The organism is Enterococcus mundtii (assembly GCF_002947535.1).
In the GTDB taxonomy this organism is placed as follows: Bacteria; Bacillota; Bacilli; order Lactobacillales; family Enterococcaceae; genus Enterococcus_B; species Enterococcus_B mundtii_B.
Genome location: NZ_PUAP01000023.1, coordinates 1 through 1525, shown reverse-complemented (window position 1 = coordinate 1525; position 1525 = coordinate 1). Strand labels below are relative to the sequence as shown.

Annotated in this window: 1 rRNA gene; it reads right to left on the bottom strand. The window is 52.7% G+C overall.

Annotated elements, in window-relative coordinates:
* Positions 1-65: 65 nt before the first annotated feature.
* Positions 66-1525 (bottom strand): 16S ribosomal RNA (locus CUS89_RS07785); the annotation flags it as partial.

Below are 1525 nucleotides of genomic sequence, written 5' to 3'. Positions count from 1 at the left end.
GAGTAGACCTCTCAAAACTGAACAAAGTATCGACAAACGTGTGTAGTCTCCGTAATATTCCTTAGAAAGGAGGTGATCCAGCCGCACCTTCCGATACGGCTACCTTGTTACGACTTCACCCCAATCATCTATCCCACCTTAGGCGGCTGGCTCCAAAAAGGTTACCTCACCGACTTCGGGTGTTACAAACTCTCGTGGTGTGACGGGCGGTGTGTACAAGGCCCGGGAACGTATTCACCGCGGCGTGCTGATCCGCGATTACTAGCGATTCCGGCTTCATGTAGGCGAGTTGCAGCCTACAATCCGAACTGAGAGAAGCTTTAAGAGATTAGCTTAGCCTCGCGACTTTGCGACTCGTTGTACTTCCCATTGTAGCACGTGTGTAGCCCAGGTCATAAGGGGCATGATGATTTGACGTCATCCCCACCTTCCTCCGGTTTGTCACCGGCAGTCTTGCTAGAGTGCCCAACTAAATGATGGCAACTAACAATAAGGGTTGCGCTCGTTGCGGGACTTAACCCAACATCTCACGACACGAGCTGACGACAACCATGCACCACCTGTCACTTTGCCCCCGAAGGGGAAGCTCTATCTCTAGAGTGGTCAAAGGATGTCAAGACCTGGTAAGGTTCTTCGCGTTGCTTCGAATTAAACCACATGCTCCACCGCTTGTGCGGGCCCCCGTCAATTCCTTTGAGTTTCAACCTTGCGGTCGTACTCCCCAGGCGGAGTGCTTAATGCGTTAGCTGCAGCACTGAAGGGCGGAAACCCTCCAACACTTAGCACTCATCGTTTACGGCGTGGACTACCAGGGTATCTAATCCTGTTTGCTCCCCACGCTTTCGAGCCTCAGCGTCAGTTACAGACCAGAGAGCCGCCTTCGCCACTGGTGTTCCTCCATATATCTACGCATTTCACCGCTACACATGGAATTCCACTCTCCTCTTCTGCACTCAAGTCTCCCAGTTTCCAATGACCCTCCCCGGTTGAGCCGGGGGCTTTCACATCAGACTTAAGAAACCGCCTGCGCTCGCTTTACGCCCAATAAATCCGGACAACGCTTGCCACCTACGTATTACCGCGGCTGCTGGCACGTAGTTAGCCGTGGCTTTCTGGTTAGATACCGTCAAGGGGTGAACAGTTACTCTCACCCTTGTTCTTCTCTAACAACAGAGTTTTACGATCCGAAAACCTTCTTCACTCACGCGGCGTTGCTCGGTCAGACTTTCGTCCATTGCCGAAGATTCCCTACTGCTGCCTCCCGTAGGAGTTTGGGCCGTGTCTCAGTCCCAATGTGGCCGATCACCCTCTCAGGTCGGCTATGCATCGTTGCCTTGGTGAGCCGTTACCTCACCAACTAGCTAATGCACCGCGGGTCCATCCATCAGCGGCACCGTAAAGCGCCTTTCAAATTGAAACCATGCGGTTTCGATTGTTATACGGTATTAGCACCTGTTTCCAAGTGTTATCCCCTTCTGATGGGCAGGTTACCCACGTGTTACTCACCCGTTCGCCACTCCTCTTT